Source organism: Streptomyces sp. NPDC037126 (genome assembly GCF_055605965.1).
Genome location: NZ_JBVJTD010000006.1, coordinates 143,516 through 161,662, shown reverse-complemented (window position 1 = coordinate 161,662; position 18,147 = coordinate 143,516). Strand labels below are relative to the sequence as shown.

The window sequence follows — 18,147 nt, the reverse complement described above, 5'->3', positions numbered from 1 at the left end:
AGTGGCAGGCTAGTTCGCCGGAGTTTCAAGGACGTTAACCAGCCTTTGATCGGCTCATGACCGCGCGAAGAGCCCGCCCATACCCGGGCGGCCGACGGCACACGCCCGCGCGGCGAGCCCACCCGCAACCGGGCGATCAGGACACGCCCGGCCTCCGGTGCTCGGCCGCGATGCCGAACCGCTGCCGTTCCCGCGGGGCGGACGCGGTGTCGCGCACGGTGGACACCGAGCGGACCACGGGCTCCTCGGCCGGCTCGTCGAGCGCGTCGAGGCGTTCCAGGTCGGCGGCCGAGACCAGCGCGACGAGCGGCTTGCCGTGCCGCGTCACGACGACACGCTCGCCGCCGTAGACCACCCGGTTGATCAGGTCGGCGAGCTCAGCCCTGGCTTGCGTCACCGGAATCTCGTAGGCCATGCCCCCATCATAACGTCAGGTACGTCCTGTACATTCTGTACAGAAGCCGGAGAGCGCCGGCTCCGCCGTGAGGAGGGGTGTGCCCATGTCCCGACCGTCCGCCCGTTATGTCCTGCCCGAGTTCACCGAGCGCACGACCAGCGGGGTGCGCACGCTCGATCCGTACGGAAAGCTGTTCGAGGAGCGAATCGTGTTCGTCGGGACACCGCTCGACGAGGCCGCGGCGAACGACGTGACGGCGCAGCTCATGTACCTCGAACACACGGCCCCCGACCGGGACATCACGCTCTACGTCAACTCCCCCGGCGGCTCCTTCGCGGCGCTGACGGCGGTCTACGACACACTGCGGTACATCGGTTGCGACGTGGCGACCTACTGCCTGGGCCAGGCCGCCGCGTCGGCCGCGCTGCTGCTCACGGCGGGGACCCCGGGCAAGCGGTTCACCCTGCCGGGCGCGCGCATGGTGCTCGAACAGCCCCGGCTGTCCGAACCCGCGCAGGGCACGCCCAGCGACCTGGCGATCCAGGCGGCGGAGCTGGAACGGACCCGCGCGCTGATGGAGGAGATGCTCGTCCGGCACACCGGACGCACGGCCGGGCAGGTCCACCGGGACCTGGAGCGGGACCTGGTCCTGGACGCCGCGGAAGCGGTGGCCTACGGCCTGGTGGACGCCGTCGTGCCAAGCCGCCGGACCGCTCCCGGCGCTTCCGGCGCGAGGTGAGCGGGCCGTGCTGCCGCCGGAGCCCCCTCCGCTGCCCGCGCTGACCCGCGCCGAGGGCGAGCTGATCGACCGTTACCTGGAGGCCGTCGACCTGCTGGGCCGGATCAACCCCGCGCGCCACGGGAACACCTACCAGGGGCTGCGCGCGGCGCAGGCGCTGGTGCGCAAGGCGGCCGAACTGCGTGACGCGCTCGCCCTGATGCACCAGCGGGGCGAGACGGAGCTGCACGGCGACACGCTGGCACGCGCCCTGCGGGTCCTGGACGGCGAGCGCCGTGCCGCGCGCGTCGCGCTCCCGCCGGACGGCGTCGGCTGAGCGGGACGCCCCTCCGGCCCGACGGGAGCGCCGAGTAGACGCACCGTCCGGGCCGGAGTTGAAACGGTCCGAACGACGTACGGCCGACCGGTGTATATCCGGATCGGTTTCCGGGCTTCCCGAGTTGCGCACCGGGCCGGTCCGAGGGGCATGAGAAGACACTTCGTCCCAGGTCCGGGGCTACGTCCGGATTCTGACGGTGTCTCGAACAGAGCAGTGTCCACCCGAACGGGTGAGTGGTGAGTAACGCCACAAATCCCCGGTTCCGTTGGGATTTTCGGACAGCTGTGAGTGAAGATCCCTGTCTGACGACAAGACCCCGCCACCGCGGCGGGGCGATCCGGGCGGACGCCGAGTCCTGCCGCCGCCCGGATGACCGGTCGACAGGAGTGGATCGGCAGGAGTGGAGGACCCAGGCAAGGCGGGTCGCCAGAACGGATGTTCGTCCGCGTGGAGCGGGCGGGCCGATGCTCAGGGCGACCCTTGGGGTGAAGCCGCGGCAACGCGGCCGGGCTACTTCGCCAGCCCGAATCCGACAGGTCATCCTTCACAGGCGGCTGACGAAGGGTTGCGCATGACTGCGCTCAATCGTGTCCCGTCGCTCATGGCCCGAGCCGGTACGGCCTCGGCTCTCACCCTCGCCGCCGTGGGTGGCTCGATCGCGGTCCCGGGCCTCGCCACCGACGCCTCCGCCGCGACCATGGGCGCGAAGGCTCTCCAGGTCGCGGCGTCCAAGAAGGGCTCCCCGTACCAGTGGGGCGCCACCGGACCGTACCGGTTCGACTGCTCGGGGCTGACGCTCTACTCGTTCAAGAAGGCGGGCAAGTCCCTGCCGCGCACCGCCGCCGCCCAGTACAACAAGACGCACCACATCTCCGCCGGCAGCCGCAAGGCCGGTGACCTGGTGTTCTTCCACTACGGCTCCAGCGTCTACCACGTCGGCATCTACGCCGGCCACAACAAGATCTGGCACGCCCCGAAGACCGGCGCAGTGGTGAGGCTCGAGAAGATCTGGACAAGGAGCGTCTGGTACGGCCGCGTCAGCTGACCGGGCCTCAGGGCCGGGAGCGGCTCCAGCAACAGGGCCGCTCCCGGCACCGCCGTCGTCACCCCCGGTGCCCGCCTGAAGCCCACGGGCGCCCCGGGGCCCCCACGGCCACCGGCAGCACCTCCCGGCGACGAGACCCTGCCGAGCGGGCGCACGGCCCCCTCGGACGTCCTGGCGGGCCGTCACAGCGGCCACAGGACACGAGCCCCGTCCGTGCGCGCCCAGCGCTCGGCGGGAGGGACCGACGCGCGTACCTGGCGACACCGCTCCCGTGCGGCCGCTACTCATCGGCACGGCATCGCGCCGTCCCGCGCGGCGGGAGATCGAGGCCCTGGCGGCCGGGGCGGGGCCCGTACCGGTGCTGTCGGTGCACGCTGTGCGCGCTCGTGGGCGTGGAGCCGGGTGTGGCGGGCGTAGCGGAGCCGGTGGGGCTCAGGGTGGCCACGGTGGTCGGCGTACGGCCGCTGGAGGCGGGGCGTCCGCGCCGCCCGGTCCCGGCCGGGACGCCTTCCGGGACCCCCGCTGCGCGGAGCCGGCGGCAGCCGGGCCGTCGGGTCAGGGCTGCTGGCCCGCCGCCGTGACCGGTTCGGCCGGGATCGCCCAGGGGAGTTCGATGGAGACCGTCTTGCCGCCCTCCCGGGTGGGGCGGACGCGGAGTTTGCCGCCGCACTCGGCGGTGAGCCAGCGGATGATGACCATGCCGCGGCCGTTGTCCTGCTGCACGGCGGCGGGCAGTCTCTTCGGAAAGCGCGGATGACTGTCCGTGACCCCGATGCGGAGGTGTTCGTCGCGGTCCAGCGCGATGTCCACCGTGAAGGTGGGTGACTGACCGAAGGTGTGCTGTACGGCGTTGGTCGCGAGTTCGGAGACGATGAGCCGCACGGTGTCGGCCACGTCGGTGTCGGACGGCAGGCCCCACTCCGCCAACGTGCCCACGACGTACGAGCGGGCGGCGGAGACCGAGGCGGGATCGCTCGGCAGAGTGACGGATGCTTCCAGATGGTCTGCCATGGCGAGGTCGTCCCTTTCCCACGGGACCGCAGTCCGACAAGCAGCGGATGGTTCGAGTACGGTCCCGGACTGGTGCTTGCTCGCCAGATTGCCATCACCGGGCCGGTCACGGGGAGCGATCCACCAAGATGTGCATATATCTGTCGCTCAAAGCGGTGAACTCTGCGACGCGAGACCGTATTTGGGCGGCACGTAGGGAGTAAGGAGGAGCCCATGCAGAACGGGCCGGCCGTGCGCCGCCGCAAACTGGGCGCCGAACTGCGCACGCTGCGTACCGACGCGGGGCTCACGAGTGGGGACGCGGCCCGTCTGGTCGGCTGGCACCAGTCGAAGGTCAGCCGCATCGAGACGGGCGCCAGTGGCGTGAAACCGACGGACGTACGGCTGCTTCTGGACGCCTACGAGGTACGGGACAGCCAACTGCGCGAGCTGCTGCTGATGTTGGCGGGGTCCGACGACACCGGTGACCGCAACCGCTGGTGGCACGCCTACCGCGGGGTGCTGCCCCCCACCTACCGGGACTTCATCAGTCTGGAGTCCCAGGCGGGCGCGATGCGCACCCTGGAGACCACCGTGGTGCCCGGCCTGCTGCAGACGGCCGAGTACGCCCGTGCGGTGACCCGGGCGGCCGTCAACGACCTGGACGAGGAACGTCTGGACACGCTGGTCGAGGTGCGCCTGGCCAGGCAGGACGTGCTGCGTTCGAACCCGCCGCTGGAGCTGAGCGCGGTCCTGGACGAGGCGGTGCTACGGCGCGAGGTCGGCGGCCCCGAGGTGATGGCCCGGCAGCTGGAGCGGCTGACGGATGCCGCGCGTCTGCCCCAAGTGCGGTTGCAGGTACTGCCGTTCGGGGCGGGAGCACATGTCGGCCTCACTGGCCCTTTCGTTATCTTCTCATTTCCGAGCACTTCTGATCTGGATGTGGTTGTTCTCGACCAGTTGACGAGTAGCCTCTACCTCGAACGGAAAGAAGACCTCATGGCCTACTCCGAGGCCTTCAACACCCTTCAGAATCACGCCCTTTCCCCCGAGGACTCGTTGGACTACATCGCCGGGATAGGTGACGGCGCGTAAGGAGGCACCATGTCTGCTCTGCCTCGGAACGTCCCTGCCAGTACCGACCTGCACGACGTGCGCTGGCTGCGCAGCAGCTACAGCACGGGAGCCAACAACTGCGTGGAGACGGCCCGGCCGCGCTCCGGACTGCTCGCCGTGCGCGACTCGAAGAGGCCGGCCGGACCCGCACTCCTCTTCTCCACCGACAGCTGGACCGACTTCCTGACCGCCCTCTGATCAGACCCGATCAACTCTTGTCAGTTCTGCGCGAGACACGGCCGTGTCACGCCGACTCATGGTCGCGTTTCGCCGATCACCCGTACAGCGCGTTCGATCTCGGTCCCGGAGAGGTCCGCACGGGCCGTCAGCCGCAGGCGTGAGACGCCGTCGGGCACGGAGGGAGGACGGAAGCAGCCCACGGCCAGCCCCGCCGTACGGCAGTCGGCCGCCCAGCGCACCGCCTGCTCCGGGGACGGAGCCCGCACGGAGACCACCGCGGCGTCCGGTCGTACCGCCTCCAGACCCGCGGCGGTCAGCCGTGCGTGCAGCTCCGCGGCCACCTCCCGGGCCCGGGCCGCCCGCTCCGGCTCGCGGCGCAGCAACCGCAGCGCCGCGAGGGCCGCGCCCACCGCCGCCGGGGCCAGGCCCGTGTCGAAGATGAACGTCCGGGCCGCGTTCACCATATGGTCGATGACCCGGGCGGGGCCGAGCACCACTCCGCCCTGGCTGCCCAGCGACTTGGACAGCGTGGCCGTGACCACCACGTCCGCCGCGCCCGCGAGCCCGGCCGCGAACGGCGCGCCGCGCCCGCCGTCGCCGAGCACGCCGAGACCGTGGGCATCGTCCACGACCAGTCCGGCGCCGTGCTCACGGCACGCCCCGGCCAGTTCGGCCAGCGGCGCCCGGTCCCCGTCGACGGAGAACACCGTGTCGGAGACGACGATCGCCGTTCCCTCGTGCGTGGCGAGCGCCTTGCGCACGGCCTCCGGGTCGGCGTGCCCGACGACCTGGGTGCCGCCCCGGGCGAGCCGGCACCCGTCGATGAGCGAGGCGTGGTTGCCCGCGTCGGAGACGATCAGCGAGCCGTGCGGGCCGAGCGCGGTGACGGCGGCCAGGTTGGCGGCGTAGCCGGAGGAGAAGACCAGGGCCGCCTCGAAGCCGCAGAAGGCGGCCAGCTCGCGCTCCAGCTCGGTGTGCAGTTCGGTGGTGCCGGTGACCAACCGGGAGCCGGTGGAGCCGCCGCCCCAGGTCCGGGCCGCACGGGCCGCACCCTCGGTCACCTCGGGGTGGTGGGCGAGTCCCAGGTAGTCGTTGCTCGCGAGGTCCAGCAGCGGCGAGGCGGCGGGACGCGGGCGCAGGGTCCGTACGAGTCCGGCGCTGCGACGCGCCCGCGCCTGGTCCTCGATCCAGCCGAACGCCATGACCCCTCCGGTGATTTTGTAGGTAGCGGACAGACCCTAACGGCACGGCCGGGCGCCCAGGGTGTGGCAATACCCACACGGTGAACCGTCTCCGTTGTGCAAACTCTCCTTGGCCGGAAGCGGCTCGGTAAGACAGGATCGGACCTCATGGACCTGCTGAACACGCTGGTGGACAAGGGGCTTCGGCGCGAGCTGCCGACCCGCGAGGAAGCGCTCGCCGTACTGGCCACCTCCGACGACGACCTGCTCGATGTGGTGGCCGCGGCCGGCAAGGTGCGCCGGCACTGGTTCGGCCGGCGCGTGAAACTGAACTACCTCGTCAACCTCAAGTCCGGCCTGTGCCCGGAGGACTGCTCCTACTGCTCCCAGCGGCTCGGCTCCGAGGCCGGCATCCTGAAGTACACCTGGCTCAAGCCCGGCGAGGCCTCCGACGCGGCCGCCGCCGGCCTGGCGGGCGGCGCCAAGCGCGTCTGCCTGGTGGCCAGCGGCCGCGGCCCGACCGACCGGGACGTGGACCGGGTCTCGGAGACCATCAAGGCCATCAAGGACCAGAACGAGGGCGTCGAGGTGTGCGCCTGCCTCGGCCTGCTCTCCGACGGCCAGGCCGAACGGCTGCGCGAGGCCGGCGCGGACGCCTACAACCACAACCTGAACACCTCCGAGTCCACCTACGGCGACATCACCACCACCCATACGTACGCCGATCGGGTGGACACGGTGCAGAAGGCGCATTCCGCCGGCCTGTCCGCCTGCTCCGGTCTCATCGCGGGCATGGGCGAGTCGGACGAGGACCTGGTCGACGTGGTCTACTCGCTGCGCGAGCTGGACCCGGACTCCGTTCCGGTGAACTTCCTGATCCCCTTCGAGGGCACTCCGCTGGCCAAGGAGTGGAACCTCACCCCGCAGCGCTGCCTGCGGATCCTCGCGATGGTCCGGTTCGTCTGCCCCGACGTGGAGGTGCGCATCGCGGGCGGCCGCGAGGTCCATCTGCGCACGATGCAGCCCCTCGCGCTGAACCTGGCCAACTCGATCTTCCTCGGCGACTACCTGACCAGCGAGGGCCAGGCGGGCAAGGCCGACCTGGAGATGATCGCGGACGCCGGCTTCGAGGTGGAGGGCACCGACCAGGTGACCCTGCCCGAGCACCGGGTCGGCGGCGGCTGCCACGACGACGCCCCCGGTGGCTGCCACGACGGTGGCGGGGTGTGCGGATCGGCGCCCGCCGAGCCGGCGGCCGAGCCCCGTACCGACCTCGTCGCCGTCCGCCGCCGGGGCGCCGGAACGGACCTCGCGCCCAATGCCTGACCTGCCCGGCCTGAGCGTTCCCGAGCTGCTGGAGCTGGACCGGCGGCATGTGTGGCACCCGTATGGCCCCATGCCCGGTCGTGCCGAACCGCTCGTCGTGGAGTCGGCGAGCGGGGTCCGGCTGCGGCTCGCGGACGGCTCGGGCGAACTGGTCGACGGGATGTCGTCGTGGTGGTCCGCCATCCACGGCTACCGCCATCCGGTGCTCGACGAGGCCGTGCGCGAGCAGCTGGGGCGGATGAGCCATGTGATGTTCGGCGGGCTCACCCACGAGCCCGCCGTCCGGCTCGCGAAGCTACTTGTCGACATGTCGCCTGACGGCCTGGAGCATGTGTTCCTGGCCGACTCCGGTTCGGTGTCGGTCGAGGTCGCGGTGAAGATGTGCCTGCAGTACTGGCGTTCACTCGGCCGCGGCGGCAAGCACCGGCTGCTGACCTGGCGGGGCGGCTACCACGGCGACACCTGGACCCCGATGTCGGTGTGCGACCCCGAGGGCGGGATGCACCAGCTGTGGTCCGGTGTGCTGCCGCGTCAGGTGTTCGCGGATGCGCCCCCGGCCGAGTACGACGAGTCGTACGCGGAGCAGCTGCGCGAGCTGGTCGCCCGGCACGCGGACGAGCTGGCCGCGGTGATCGTGGAGCCGGTGGTGCAGGGCGCGGGCGGTATGCGCTTCCACTCCCCCGCCTATCTGCGGGTGCTGCGCGAGGCGTGCGACGAACACGACGTGCTGCTGGTGTTCGACGAGATCGCCACCGGCTTCGGCCGTACGGGTGCGCTGTTCGCGGCGGACCACGCGGCCGTCACCCCGGATGTGATGTGCGTGGGCAAGGCGCTGACCGGCGGCTATCTGACGCTGGCGGCCACGCTGTGCACCGCGCGGGTGGCCGACGGCATCTCGCGCGGCGAGGTGCCGGTGCTGGCGCACGGCCCCACGTTCATGGGCAACCCGCTGGCGGCGGCCGTGGCCTGCGCCTCGCTCGGGCTGCTGCTCGGGCAGGACTGGCTCGCGGAGGTCAAGCGGATCGAGACGGGTCTGCGGGAGGGGCTGGCGCCGACCCTGGAGGAGCCCGGCGTGCGGGACGTCCGTGTGCTGGGCGCCATCGGCGTCGTCCAGCTCGACCACGAGGTCGACATGGCCGCCGCGACCCGGGCCGCCGTGCGGGAGGGCGTGTGGCTGCGCCCGTTCCGCGACCTGATCTACACGATGCCGCCGTACGTCACGGCCGAGGAGGACGTGGCGCGGATCGCGCGCGCGGTGTGCGCCGCGGCACGGGAGGGATGACATGCCGGTACTGATGATCACGGGCACGGGCACGGAGATCGGCAAGACGATCACCACGGCCGCCGTCGCCGCCGCGGCGCTCGCGGCGGGGCGCTCCGTGGCCGTGCTGAAGGCCGCGCAGACGGGTGTGGGGCCGGACGAGCGCGGCGACGCCGACGAGGTGGCACGGCTCGCGGGCCCGGTCACGGCCACCGAGCTGGCCCGCTATCCCGAGCCGCTGGCCCCGGGCACCGCCGCCCGGCGGGCCGGGATGGCGCCGGTGCTCCCCCAGGAGGTGGCCGAGCGGGCCGCCAAGCTGGCCACCGAGCACGATCTGGTTCTGGTCGAGGGGGCGGGCGGGCTGCTCGTCCGCTTCGACGCGGCGGGCGGGACGCTGGCCGACGCGGCGGGGCTGCTGGGCGCGCCGATGGTGGTGGTCACCCCGGCCGGCCTCGGGACGCTGAACTCGACGGAGCTGACGGCGCGCGAACTGCGGCGGCGCGGTGTCGAGTTGGCGGGTGTGGTCATCGGCAGCTGGCCGGACTCCCCCGACCTGGCCGCCCGCTGCAACGTGGCGGACCTGCCGGAGGTCGCGGACGCCCCACTGCTCGGCGCGCTGCCCACCGGGGCCGGGGCGCTCCCGCCCGACGAGTTCCGGGCGGCGGCACCGGGTTGGCTCGCGCCACGGCTGGACGGCACCTGGGACGCGGAGGCGTTCCGGGACCGGGAGGCGAGCTAGGGCCTGTCTGACCATGCGCGTCGTCGCCCGAAGGGCGGCCGCGCGGGGTCAGGTGCGTGCTCTCGGCGTGCCGGCCCCAGGCCCTCGTACCGGACGTCTGGGGCCGGCACGGCGAGCGTGCGTGCATGGCGTCGCGCGGCAGACGGGAATGGTCAGACAGGGCCTTAGGGGCCGTTCGGCCGACGGCGCCTCCCACGAGCGGGTGAGCGCGGATGACGGTCTCTCCCCGGGGCGCGGCGGAAGCCCTGGGGGAATCGGTGGCGGACGGACGTGCCGACCGGCCGGCCGCGCGACCCCACCGCACGAGAGCCTGGGGCCCCTCTCCACCGCCGCACAGGTGTGCCCATTCCACGGTGGGCCGTCCGGCGGGGGGTGCGGCGCCGCTTCCCGGGGGACACTGTCCCTAGGCCCGTCCTGTCCGGGAGGTTGCCATGCGGCTGCTGTCCACCAGCTCCGGCCCGGTGTCGCGAAGTCCCGACCACCACCCGCTCTTCGCCCGTTGTTACGCCCGGATCAGCGTGGGCGCCGAGAAACGGCTCGGCATGGCCGAGGTCCGTGACCGGCTGCTCGCCGGGTTGTCCGGGCGGGTGATCGAGATCGGGGCGGGCAACGGGCTGAACTTCGCGCACTACCCGGGCACGGTCGCGGAGGTCGTCGCCATCGAACCCGAGCCGTTGCTGCGGCAGTTGGCGCTGGAGTCGGCGCTGCGCGCCCAGGTTCCGGTCGACGTGGTGCCCGGCGCGGCGGAGGCGCTGCCCGTCAAGAGCGAGGCGTTCGACGCGGCCGTGCTGTCGCTGGTGCTGTGCAGCGTGCGGGACGTGGCGCGGGCGCTGGGTGAGGTGCGGCGGGTGCTGAAGCCCGGGGCACAGGTGCGGTTCTTCGAGCACGGGCGGGGTGGCGGGCGGGCGATGACGCTGACTCAGCGCGCCCTGGACCTGACGCTGTGGCCCGTGCTGTTCGGCGGCTGCCACCTGGCCCGGGACCCGGTGGCCGAGCTGCGTTCGGCCGGGTTCGAGCTCGGTCCGCACCGGCAGGTGCTGCTGCCGGAGCGACCGACGCTGCCGACCTCGTTCTGTTCGCTGGGCACCGCCTGGCGGCCGGAGGAGCCGGTCGCGCGCTGATCACAGGCTCCAGCGGCGCAGCTCCCGTGCGATGTCGTCGACGCTCGCCGCGCCGTCCTTCACCAGCCGGGCGAGGTCGCGGACCTGTTCGGGCGAGGTGACGACCTTCGCTCCGCCGGCGACCAGGTAGGCGTAGGCGACCGCCGAGGCGAACAGCGCGTTGGAACGCTCCAGGGCCGGCACATGGATGAGCAGCTGGAGCAGGGACGCGGCGCGGGCGTGCGGGCTGTCGTAGACGGGGACGCCGAATATCTCGGCCCTGTGCCGGGCGACGGCGGCGATGAGCGCGCCCCAGTCGGTGACCTGCGGGTCCCCGGGGGTCTTCTGTTCGGCGAGCATGAGCAGCCAGGCGAGGTCGATGCTGAGCTCGTTCGAGTGATCACTCAACGGGATCAGCTACGGCCTTCGGCCGGTTCGGTGCCGCGCGCCTCGGTGAACTCCTCGGCGAACACGGACTCGTACTGCTTCATGAAGTCGGCGGCGGCCTCGACGAACGTACGGCCCACCTCGCCGGTGTCCTGTCTGACCAGTTCCTCGATGTAGCGGTTGACGCTCATCCCGCGCGCCAGAGCACGTTCACGCGCCGCACGCGCGGTGCCCTCGTCCACGCGCACGTTCAACTGTGTCTTGGCCATACCCCGACGCTAGCGCCGAACCACTAGCAGAACAAGCGCGGCCGGGGTCGGCGAGGTGGCGCGGGGGCGCATACGGCGGGACGGGGGCGCGCTGCGGCGAGACGGGGTGCGGTAGAGCGGATGAGGGCGCACGGGCTCGGACGGGGAGGGCCGCACAAGACTGCCCGCACGCGGGCGCTGTGGACCGGGAGGACTGCGCAAGGCCGCCCGCGCGCAGACCCTCCGACCAGGAAACGCCGAGCCGCCGCAGGCGAGGACGCACGCAACTGCCCAGCTGCCGCGCACGGACGCTCCGGCCCAGGAGGCGCCCGAGTTCACCGCGAGTGAGAGCGCCCGCCACCACCGGGCTGCCCGCGCACACGCTCCGGCCCGAAACGCGTCGAGTCCGTTGTGGGCAGGGACCCACGCCACCACCCGGCTGCCGCGCACGGGCGCTCTGCCCCAGGGCGGCGTCCTTGGTTGCTGCGAGAGCGCACCGTGCCGGTGGAGGCAGACGCTTCTGGGGGTGGAGGCGACCGGGTGGAGGGTGGCCCTTACACCCGTCTGCTTCGTCGGACCCGCGGTGGATTCCCGGTGTGGGCCCGATCACATTAGGCTCGCCGGGTACGGGAAGAACCGGCGACCGGGAGGCGGTCTTGTCCACATCCGCTGCAGAACAGCACGCCCCGGGCCGCGCGCCGGGCGAGGGGATCGCGGCCGGCGCCCGCGGGCTGACGAAGGCCTACGGCTCGGGCGAGACGGCCGTACTGGCGCTCGACTCGGTGGACGTCGACATCACGCGGGGCCGTTTCACCGCCGTGATGGGCCCCTCGGGGTCCGGCAAGTCCACGCTCATGCACTGCCTGGCGGGGCTCGACACCGTGTCGGCGGGCCAGGTCTGGCTGGGCGACACCGAGATCACGGGGCTGAGGGAACGGGAACTGACCCGGCTCCGGCGCGACCGAATCGGCTTCATGTTCCAGTCGTTCAACCTCATCCCGACCCTCACCGCGGCCGAGAACATCACCCTGCCGATGGACATCGCGGGCCGCAGGCCCGACGAGCAGTGGCTGGAACAGGTCATCGACCGGCTCGGCCTGCGGGACCGGCTGAAGCACCGGCCGGCGCAGCTCTCCGGCGGCCAGCAGCAGCGGGTCGCGTGCGCGCGGGCCCTGGCGTCACGACCGGAGCTGATCTTCGCCGACGAGCCGACCGGCAACCTCGACTCGCGGGCCGGCCTGGAGGTGCTCGGCTTCCTGCGGGACGCGGTGGACGACCTCGGGCAGACCGTGGTCATGGTCACCCACGACCCGGGCGCGGCCGCCCACGCCGACCTTGTGCTCTTCCTGGGCGACGGGCGGATCGTGGACGAGATGGAACGGCCGACGGCGGACGCGGTCCTGGAACGGATGAAACGTTTCGACGTGGTCCGTGGCCGGATCGGCGAACCCGGCACCCCGCAGGAGGACTGACCCGGTGCTGAAGGCGACCCTGAGGAGCTTCCTCGCGCACAAGGGGCGGCTCGCCCTGTCCGCCCTGGCCGTCGTGCTGTCCGTGGCCTTCGTCGCGGGCAGCCTGATCTTCTCCGACACCGTCGCCCGCACCTTCGACCGGCTGTTCGCCTCCACCGCCGCCGATGTGACGGTCGAGCCGAAGCAGGACCTGGTGTCGGCGCGGACGAGCGGCGCGGTGCAGACCCTGCCCGCGTCGCTGCGGGACCGGGTGGCGAAGGTCGACGGGGTCGCGGCGGCGCGCGCCGACGTGCAGGTGCAGAACATCGTGGTGGTCGACGGCCGCAACAAGTCCGTCGGCCCGACCACCGGCGCCCCCACTCTCGCCAACGCCTGGTACGTCACCCCGCACAACCCGGTGACCCTGACCTCGGGGCACGCTCCGCGCGGCGCGGGCGAGGCGCTGCTCGACGCCGACACCGCCGCCAAGAAGAACGTACGGATCGGTGACGCGCTGACCGTGCAGGCCCAGCCCGGCTCCTTCCGGGTCCGGGTCGTCGGGATCGCGACGTTCACCACGACCAGCCCGGGCGCGGCCCAGATCTTCCTGGACCCCGCGGTCGCCGGCCGTGAACTGCTCGGCTCGTCCGCGCGGGCGACCGGCATCTCGGCGGACGCGGCCAAGGGGGTGTCCGACACGGTGCTCAAGCACCGGATCGGCGCGGCGATCGGCACCGGGACCTACGACCTGAAGACCGCGAAGGAACACGCCAAGTCGGCGGCGGCCAACCTCGGCGGCTTCCTGGGCGTGATCAAGTACGTGATGCTGGGATTCGCCGGTGTCGCGCTGCTCGTGGGCGTGTTCCTGATCGTCAACACCTTCTCCATGCTGGTCGCCCAGCGCACCCGGGAGCTGGGACTGCTGCGGGCGCTCGGCGCCGACCGGCGGCAGGTGCGGCGGTCGGTGCTGACGGAGGCGGTGCTGCTCGGGCTGGTCGGTTCGACGCTCGGTCTCGTGGCCGGGATCGGGCTGGCGTTCGGCCTGATCCGGCTGATCAGCGCGTTCGGGATGAACCTGAAGGCCGCGGAGATGGTGATCGGCTGGAGCACGCCCGTCGCCGCGTACGTCGTCGGTCTCGGCGTCACCTTCGTGGCGGCCTATCTGCCGGCCCGGCGGGCGGCGGCGGTGTCCCCCATGGCGGCGCTGGCCGACGCGGAAGTCGCCGGTGTGGGCAAGCCGTTGAAGGTCCGCGCGATCGTCGGATCGGTGGTCGGGGCGGTCGGCGTGGCCGCGCTGGCGGGGTGTGCCGCGGCCACGAAGACGGCGCCGGCCGCCGCGCTGCTGGGTCTCGGCGTGGCGCTGACCCTGGTCGCGGCCGTCGTCGCCGGGCCGCTGCTGGTCCGGCCGGTGATCCGGGTGCTGGGCGCGGCCTTCCCCGCGCTGTTCGGCCCGGTCGGCCGGATGAGCCAGCGCAACGCCCTGCGCAATCCGCGCCGCACCGGCGCCACGGCCGCCGCGCTGATGGTGGGGCTCGCCCTGGTGGGCGGGATGTCGGTGGCGAGCGCCTCCCTGTCGGCGTCGTTCGACCGGCAGATCGACAAGACGCTCGGCGCCGACTTCATCGTCCAGGGCGCCGACTTCATCCCGTTCACCAGGGAGGTCGCCGACCGCGTGGCCGCCACACCCGGTGCCGGGCTCGTCGTACCGCAGCGGCTCACCCGGGTCGCCGTACGGCTGCCGGACGGCCAACGGGTGGAGACGGGCGCCGCCGGCTACGGCCCGCGGCTCGACGACGTCGTGCACATGACCTACAGGCGGGGTGGCGCGGCCGCCGCCCTGGCCGACGGGCACCTCGCCATGGACGTGACCTTCGCCGAGGACCACGACGTGCGGGTGGGCAGCGTGCTGCCGGTTCAGTTCCCGGGCGGTCGGCGGGCGCAGATGACGGTCGGCGCGCTCACCGACCAGGCCTCTACCGAGAGCTTCGGCAACCAGGGCGGCCTGTTCTTCGGGCTCGGGACCCTCGAGAGGTACGCGCCCGGCGGGCAGGACTCGGCGCTCTACGTCAACGCGGCCCCCGGCACGAAGGCGCAGGACCTGCGCTCCGGTCTGGAGCGGTCGCTCGCGGCGTTCCCGCAGGTCCAGGTGCGCAACCAGACCGACTACAAGAAGGCGGTCCACGACCAGATCTCCGTGCTGCTCTCTCTCGTGTACGCGCTGCTGGGCCTGGCGATCGTCATCGCAGTGCTCGGTGTGGTCAACACGCTCGCCCTGTCGGTGGTGGAGCGCACGCGCGAGATCGGGCTGCTGCGGGCGATCGGCCTGGGGCGGCGCCAGTTGCGTCGCATGATCCGGCTGGAGTCGGTGGTGATCGCGGTGTTCGGGGCGGTCCTCGGGCTGGCGCTGGGCCTGGTGTGGGGCGTGTCCATGCAGCAGGTGCTGGCCCTGCGAGGTCTGACGGCGTTCGCGATTCCCTGGACCACGATCGTCGCCGTCGTGCTCGGCTCGGCTGTGGTGGGTGTCGTGGCGGCCCTGCTGCCGGCGCTGCGCGCGTCGAGGATGAACGTGCTGGCGGCGATCGCGCACGAGTGACGACGCGGGACGTGGTGTCGCGGCGTCAGGGGGTACGAGGTCCGCATGACGGAATTCCCGGAGCGCCGACGCCCGTTCGCGGCACGCTGACCCCATGACCGACTTGCGCACACGTCCCGCGGCACCCGAAGACCTCGACGGCGTACTGGCCTTCTGGAGGACGGCCGCCGAGGGCACGAGCATCAGTGACGACCGTGCCGGGGTGGAGCGGCTGGTCGAGCGCGACCCCGGGGCGTTGGTCCTGGCCGAGCGCGACGGCGAGCTGGTGGGCACGGTGATCGCGGGCTTCGACGGCTGGCGGTGCCATCTGTACCGGCTCGCGGTGCATCCGGAGCGGCGGCGCCAGGGCATCGCTTCGGCCCTGCTGGCGGCGGCCGAGGAGCGGTTCGCACGGCTCGGCGGGCGGCGCGCGGACGCGATGGTGCTGGTCCGCAACGAGCTCGCGCACCATGCGTGGCGTGCGGCCGGATACGGGCCCGAGGAGCAGTGGCGGCGGTGGGTGAAGCCGCTCGCCGACTGACCCCGGAATTACTTTGCCCATCCTTTACCATTGGGGGAGCACTCGTTCCTCCATGAAAGGTTGTGAGCGTCCGCCCATGGGCGAGCCTCCCAGTACGCGCCCGCGACACCGCGCATTCCGCCCCGCCCTGCCCGATCATGGGACGGGGGTGACCCGATGACGGAAGTGCTGCTCCTTCTGGTGGCGATCCTGCTGTCGCTCGCCTGCGGCGCGTTCGTGGCGGCGGAGTTCTCGCTGACCACGGTCGAACGCGGTGAGCTGGAGCGGGCGGCCCGGCGCGGCGAGCGCGGCGCCCCGGGCGCCCTGAAGGCCGTACGGAACCTGACCTTCCAGCTCTCCGGCGCCCAGCTCGGCATCACCGTCACCAACCTGGTCGTCGGCATGCTCGCCGAACCCTCGATCGCCAAGCTGCTCGCCGGGCCGTTCCGGGCGCTCGGGCTGTCCGCCGGCGCGGCGAGTTCGGTGGCGCTCATCCTGGGCACGGCCCTGTCCACGGTGTTCCTGATGGTCGTCGGCGAACTGGTGCCGAAGAACTGGGCGATCTCCTCGCCGCTGGCCGTGGCCAAGCGGGTGGGCAATCCCCAGCGCCTGTTCAGCGCGGCCTTCCGGCCCTTCATCACGCATCTGAACAACACGGCCAACCGCGTCGTGCGCCGGCTGGGCGTCGAGCCCGCCGAGGAACTGGCCTCCGCGCGCGGACCGCAGGAGCTGGCCGCCCTCGCCCGGCACTCCGCGAAGCAGGGCGCGCTGGAGGCGGACACCGCCGAACTGTTCGTGCGGACGCTGAACCTCGCCGACCTGACGGCGGAGAACGTGATGACCCCGCGCGTCCAGGTCGTCGCCCTGGAGGCGCAGGCGACCTGCGAGGACGTGGCGAACGCGACCCGGGCGACCGGACTGTCCCGGTTCCCGGTCTACCAGGGCACCCTGGACGCCGTCGTCGGCATCGCCCACATCAAGGACGTCCTGACCGTGCCCGCGGAGCAGCGGCGCCACCGCCTGGTCTCCCACGCGATGCGCGAGCCGCTGCTGGTGCCCGAGTCCCTCACCGTCGACCGGCTGCTGGACCGGCTCTCCGGCAAGCGGACCATGGCCGTCGTCATAGACGAGTACGGCGGCACGGCGGGCGTGGCGACCCTGGAGGACATCGTTGAGGAGGTCGTGGGCGAGGTGCGGGACGAACACGACCCGCACGAGACGCCCGACCTCGCCCCCGCGGGCGCCGACGCCGCGGGCCGGGCCCTGTACTCGGCGGACGGCGCCGCCCGCACCGACCAGCTGGCGCGCGTGGGCCTGCGCGCGCCCGAGGGCCCGTACGAGACGCTGGCCGGCCTGGTCGCCACCGAGCTGGGCCGGATACCCGAGATCGGCGACAGCGTCGAGATCGCCGGCTGGCGGCTGGACGTGGTCGACGCCTCCGGCCGCCGGGCGGCCCGGGTGCTGCTGCACGCTCCGCTCGACGACGACCGGACCGACGAGACCACGGAGGGGGCGCGATGACCGCCGTACAGCTGCTGATCGGTCTGGCCACGCTCGTCGTGAACGCCTTCTTCGTCGCCGGCGAGTTCGCGCTGATCTCTGTGCGCCGCTCGCAGATCGAACCCCTCGCCCAGGAGGGCGACCGGCGCGCGAAGAGCGTGCTGTGGGGGCTGGAGCACGTGTCCGCGCTGCTGGCCGCCGCCCAGCTCGGCATCACGCTGTGCACGCTGGTCCTGGGTGTGGTCGCCGAGCCCGCCATCGCGCACCTGCTGGAGCCGGCGTTCCACGCGCTGGGCGTGCCCCCGAGCGCGGGCCACGTCGTCTCCTTCGTGATCGCGCTGACCCTGGCGACGTACCTGCACATGCTGATGGGCGAGATGGTCCCGAAGAACATCTCGCTCGCGGAGCCGGTGCGCAGCGCGCTGCTGCTCGGCCCGCCCCTGGTCGCGCTGTCCCGGGCGCTGCGCCCGGTGATCTTCACGGTCAACGCCTTCGCCAACGGACTGCTGAAACTGCTCAGGGTCGAGGCCAAGAACGAGGTCGCGGCGACGTTCACGGACACCCAGCTCGCCGAGATCGTCAAGGACGCCAGCGCGGCGGGCCTGATCGACGACCGGGCGCAGGAGCGGCTGCACGACGCCCTGGAGCTGGGCAGCCGGCCGGTGCGGGACGTCGTGGTGCCCCTGGAGCGGGTCGTGTACGCGCGCGTGGGCGTCACCCCGGAGGAGGTGGAGCGGCTGTCGGCCGAGTCGGGCTTCTCCCGGTTCCCGGTGGTCGACGTGGGCCGCCGGATCGTGGGCTATCTGCACGTCAAGGACGCGCTGGACGCCTCGCCACCCGATGTGCCGTTCCGGCTCAGGGACATGCGGTCCATCGCGCGCGTACGGGCGAGCACCCCGCTGGACGACGTGCTCACCGCGATGCGGGGCAGCCGGACCCACCTCGCCGCCGTGCTGGGCGACGACGGGCGCCTGGCCGGCCTGGTGACCATGGAGGACGTGCTGCGGGAGCTGTTCGGCCAGCCGGCCTGACCCGTGTTCCCCCGCACGCCCCGGGCCGACCGACCGGCAGGTATG

General features: G+C 72.5%; 18 protein-coding genes, 1 pseudogene and 1 riboswitch. Of the genes and pseudogenes, 14 read left to right on the top strand and 5 right to left on the bottom strand.

All coding sequences use genetic code 11. From position 1 onward, the window contains the following. Window positions 1–136 precede the first annotated feature (136 nt). Window positions 137–415, bottom strand: coding sequence for a type II toxin-antitoxin system Phd/YefM family antitoxin (locus tag ACZ7FF_RS16620; protein WP_470812911.1), 279 nt, complete (start codon window positions 413–415; stop codon window positions 137–139). An 85-nt stretch (window positions 416–500) separates the two neighbouring features. Here ACZ7FF_RS16620 and ACZ7FF_RS16615 point away from each other — a divergent pair, with 85 nt between their 5' ends. The 3 genes from ACZ7FF_RS16615 to ACZ7FF_RS16605 all read left to right on the top strand — a co-directional run bounded on the left by ACZ7FF_RS16615 (window position 501) and on the right by ACZ7FF_RS16605 (window position 2,500). Then, the gene (locus ACZ7FF_RS16615; RefSeq protein WP_470812910.1) at window positions 501–1,136 is read left to right on the top strand and encodes an ATP-dependent Clp protease proteolytic subunit; all 636 of its coding nucleotides are present in this window, start codon (window positions 501–503) and stop codon (window positions 1,134–1,136) included. A 7-nt stretch (window positions 1,137–1,143) separates the two neighbouring features. Continuing rightward, on the top strand, window positions 1,144–1,452 hold the full coding sequence (locus tag ACZ7FF_RS16610; RefSeq protein ID WP_470812909.1) for a hypothetical protein: 309 nt from the start codon (window positions 1,144–1,146) through the stop codon (window positions 1,450–1,452). 417 nt (window positions 1,453–1,869) lie between these two features. After that, window positions 1,870–2,023, top strand: a riboswitch (cyclic di-AMP (ydaO/yuaA leader). A gap of 3 nt (window positions 2,024–2,026) precedes the next feature. Continuing rightward, entirely contained in the window at window positions 2,027–2,500 is a 474-nt protein-coding gene (locus tag ACZ7FF_RS16605) for a C40 family peptidase (protein WP_470812908.1), read from the top strand. A 555-nt stretch (window positions 2,501–3,055) separates the two neighbouring features. Here the strand turns inward: ACZ7FF_RS16605 and ACZ7FF_RS16600 are convergent. Continuing rightward, window positions 3,056–3,511: an ATP-binding protein gene (locus ACZ7FF_RS16600; RefSeq protein WP_470812907.1), complete on the bottom strand. Its 456-nt coding sequence runs from the start codon at window positions 3,509–3,511 to the stop codon at window positions 3,056–3,058. A 213-nt stretch (window positions 3,512–3,724) separates the two neighbouring features. On the opposite strand from ACZ7FF_RS16600, the gene ACZ7FF_RS16595 reads away from it, so the two are divergent. Beyond that, window positions 3,725–4,585: a helix-turn-helix domain-containing protein gene (locus ACZ7FF_RS16595; protein ID WP_470812906.1), complete on the top strand. Its 861-nt coding sequence runs from the start codon at window positions 3,725–3,727 to the stop codon at window positions 4,583–4,585. Window positions 4,586–4,594: 9 nt separating this feature from the next. Continuing rightward, the gene (locus ACZ7FF_RS16590) at window positions 4,595–4,804 is read left to right on the top strand and encodes a DUF397 domain-containing protein (RefSeq protein ID WP_470812905.1); all 210 of its coding nucleotides are present in this window, start codon (window positions 4,595–4,597) and stop codon (window positions 4,802–4,804) included. A 56-nt stretch (window positions 4,805–4,860) separates the two neighbouring features. On the opposite strand, the gene ACZ7FF_RS16585 is transcribed toward ACZ7FF_RS16590, so the two are convergent. Continuing rightward, window positions 4,861–5,988: an 8-amino-7-oxononanoate synthase gene (locus tag ACZ7FF_RS16585; protein ID WP_470812904.1), complete on the bottom strand. Its 1,128-nt coding sequence runs from the start codon at window positions 5,986–5,988 to the stop codon at window positions 4,861–4,863. A gap of 147 nt (window positions 5,989–6,135) precedes the next feature. Between ACZ7FF_RS16585 and bioB the strand changes: the two genes are divergently transcribed. From bioB to ACZ7FF_RS16565, 4 genes are all read left to right on the top strand, one after another. After that, window positions 6,136–7,293, top strand: a complete 1,158-nt coding sequence (bioB, locus tag ACZ7FF_RS16580) for a biotin synthase BioB (protein ID WP_470812903.1) — start codon at window positions 6,136–6,138, stop codon at window positions 7,291–7,293. Continuing rightward, window positions 7,286–8,575, top strand: coding sequence for an adenosylmethionine--8-amino-7-oxononanoate transaminase (locus ACZ7FF_RS16575; protein ID WP_470812902.1), 1,290 nt, complete (start codon window positions 7,286–7,288; stop codon window positions 8,573–8,575). The genes bioB and ACZ7FF_RS16575 overlap by 8 nt, the downstream gene beginning before the upstream one ends. Before the next feature lies 1 nt (window position 8,576). After that, the gene (bioD, locus tag ACZ7FF_RS16570) at window positions 8,577–9,293 is read left to right on the top strand and encodes a dethiobiotin synthase (RefSeq protein WP_470812901.1); all 717 of its coding nucleotides are present in this window, start codon (window positions 8,577–8,579) and stop codon (window positions 9,291–9,293) included. 431 nt (window positions 9,294–9,724) lie between these two features. Then, the gene (locus ACZ7FF_RS16565; protein WP_470812900.1) at window positions 9,725–10,414 is read left to right on the top strand and encodes a class I SAM-dependent methyltransferase; all 690 of its coding nucleotides are present in this window, start codon (window positions 9,725–9,727) and stop codon (window positions 10,412–10,414) included. Here the strand turns inward: ACZ7FF_RS16565 and ACZ7FF_RS16560 are convergent, their stop codons facing one another. Both ACZ7FF_RS16560 and ACZ7FF_RS16555 read right to left on the bottom strand, forming a co-directional pair. Beyond that, window positions 10,415–10,753 carry a fic family toxin-antitoxin system, toxin component gene (locus tag ACZ7FF_RS16560; RefSeq protein WP_470813091.1) on the bottom strand — a complete coding sequence of 113 codons (339 nt, stop codon included), beginning with the start codon at window positions 10,751–10,753 and terminating at the stop codon, window positions 10,415–10,417. It lies immediately after the preceding gene. A gap of 53 nt (window positions 10,754–10,806) precedes the next feature. Further along, on the bottom strand, window positions 10,807–11,049 hold the full coding sequence (locus ACZ7FF_RS16555; protein ID WP_470812899.1) for a toxin-antitoxin system HicB family antitoxin: 243 nt from the start codon (window positions 11,047–11,049) through the stop codon (window positions 10,807–10,809). 635 nt (window positions 11,050–11,684) lie between these two features. Between ACZ7FF_RS16555 and ACZ7FF_RS16550 the strand changes: the two genes are divergently transcribed. From ACZ7FF_RS16550 to ACZ7FF_RS16530, 5 genes and pseudogenes are all read left to right on the top strand, one after another. Next, window positions 11,685–12,500 carry an ABC transporter ATP-binding protein gene (locus ACZ7FF_RS16550; protein ID WP_470812898.1) on the top strand — a complete coding sequence of 272 codons (816 nt, stop codon included), beginning with the start codon at window positions 11,685–11,687 and terminating at the stop codon, window positions 12,498–12,500. A 4-nt stretch (window positions 12,501–12,504) separates the two neighbouring features. Continuing rightward, window positions 12,505–15,072 (top strand): ABC transporter permease, encoded by a 2,568-nt coding sequence (locus tag ACZ7FF_RS16545; protein ID WP_470812897.1) that lies wholly within the window; start codon window positions 12,505–12,507, stop codon window positions 15,070–15,072. Between the two features lie 85 nt (window positions 15,073–15,157). Continuing rightward, window positions 15,158–15,592 (top strand): annotated as a pseudogene (locus tag ACZ7FF_RS16540) (GNAT family N-acetyltransferase); the annotation flags it as partial. Window positions 15,593–15,748: 156 nt separating this feature from the next. Then, a complete protein-coding gene (locus tag ACZ7FF_RS16535) occupies window positions 15,749–17,092 on the top strand; it encodes a hemolysin family protein (protein ID WP_470812896.1) in 1,344 nt (447 codons plus the stop codon). Then, window positions 17,089–18,102: a hemolysin family protein gene (locus tag ACZ7FF_RS16530; RefSeq protein WP_470812895.1), complete on the top strand. Its 1,014-nt coding sequence runs from the start codon at window positions 17,089–17,091 to the stop codon at window positions 18,100–18,102. Before ACZ7FF_RS16535 ends, ACZ7FF_RS16530 begins: the two co-directional genes overlap by 4 nt. Window positions 18,103–18,147 lie beyond the last annotated feature (45 nt).

Coding starts and splice junctions, on each gene's coding strand:
- ACZ7FF_RS16565 (WP_470812900.1), top strand. CDS start 9,725: ATGCGGCTGCTGTCCACCAGCTCCGGCCCGGTGTCGCGAAGTCCCGAC.
- bioD (WP_470812901.1), top strand. CDS start 8,577: ATGCCGGTACTGATGATCACGGGCACGGGCACGGAGATCGGCAAGACG.
- ACZ7FF_RS16560 (WP_470813091.1), bottom strand. CDS start 10,753: ATGCTCGCCGAACAGAAGACCCCCGGGGACCCGCAGGTCACCGACTGG.
- ACZ7FF_RS16590 (WP_470812905.1), top strand. CDS start 4,595: ATGTCTGCTCTGCCTCGGAACGTCCCTGCCAGTACCGACCTGCACGAC.
- ACZ7FF_RS16615 (WP_470812910.1), top strand. CDS start 501: ATGTCCCGACCGTCCGCCCGTTATGTCCTGCCCGAGTTCACCGAGCGC.
- ACZ7FF_RS16620 (WP_470812911.1), bottom strand. CDS start 415: ATGGCCTACGAGATTCCGGTGACGCAAGCCAGGGCTGAGCTCGCCGAC.
- ACZ7FF_RS16600 (WP_470812907.1), bottom strand. CDS start 3,511: ATGGCAGACCATCTGGAAGCATCCGTCACTCTGCCGAGCGATCCCGCC.
- ACZ7FF_RS16575 (WP_470812902.1), top strand. CDS start 7,286: ATGCCTGACCTGCCCGGCCTGAGCGTTCCCGAGCTGCTGGAGCTGGAC.
- ACZ7FF_RS16605 (WP_470812908.1), top strand. CDS start 2,027: ATGACTGCGCTCAATCGTGTCCCGTCGCTCATGGCCCGAGCCGGTACG.
- ACZ7FF_RS16555 (WP_470812899.1), bottom strand. CDS start 11,049: ATGGCCAAGACACAGTTGAACGTGCGCGTGGACGAGGGCACCGCGCGT.
- ACZ7FF_RS16530 (WP_470812895.1), top strand. CDS start 17,089: ATGACCGCCGTACAGCTGCTGATCGGTCTGGCCACGCTCGTCGTGAAC.
- ACZ7FF_RS16585 (WP_470812904.1), bottom strand. CDS start 5,988: ATGGCGTTCGGCTGGATCGAGGACCAGGCGCGGGCGCGTCGCAGCGCC.
- ACZ7FF_RS16535 (WP_470812896.1), top strand. CDS start 15,749: ATGACGGAAGTGCTGCTCCTTCTGGTGGCGATCCTGCTGTCGCTCGCC.
- ACZ7FF_RS16595 (WP_470812906.1), top strand. CDS start 3,725: ATGCAGAACGGGCCGGCCGTGCGCCGCCGCAAACTGGGCGCCGAACTG.
- bioB (WP_470812903.1), top strand. CDS start 6,136: ATGGACCTGCTGAACACGCTGGTGGACAAGGGGCTTCGGCGCGAGCTG.